This window comes from Pseudomonas sp. E45-MNA-CIBAN-0222 (assembly GCF_040310405.1).
Classification (GTDB): Bacteria; Pseudomonadota; Gammaproteobacteria; order Pseudomonadales; family Pseudomonadaceae; genus Stutzerimonas; species Stutzerimonas stutzeri_AC.
In genome coordinates this window covers 1-274 of sequence record NZ_JBEOPU010000091.1, presented here as the reverse complement: position 1 = coordinate 274, position 274 = coordinate 1, and the positions used below count along the sequence as shown (strand labels likewise).

General features: G+C 66.1%; 1 protein-coding gene. It reads left to right on the top strand.

Going from position 1 to position 274, the window contains the following annotated elements; translation table 11 throughout:
• Positions 1-274 (top strand): class II aldolase/adducin family protein (locus tag AAEZ08_RS22895; RefSeq protein WP_500125172.1); only part of this gene is annotated, 274 nt, incomplete at both ends.

Genomic DNA, 274 nt, shown 5'->3' with positions numbered 1-274 from the left:
AGATCAACCCGGCCGGCTTCACGATCCACAGCGCGGTGCATGCGGCCCGCGACGATGCCCAATGCGTGATGCATACGCATTCGATCAACGGTGTGGCCGTCTCGGCGCAGGAAGCGGGCTTGCTGCCGCTGTCGCAGCAGTCGCTCGGCGTGCTCGCGTCGCTCGGCTATCACGACTACGAGGGCATCGCGCTCGACGAGGGCGAGAAGGCGCGCCTCGTGCGCGATCTCGGCAGCAATACGAACCTGATGCTGCGCAATCACGGGCTGCTGAC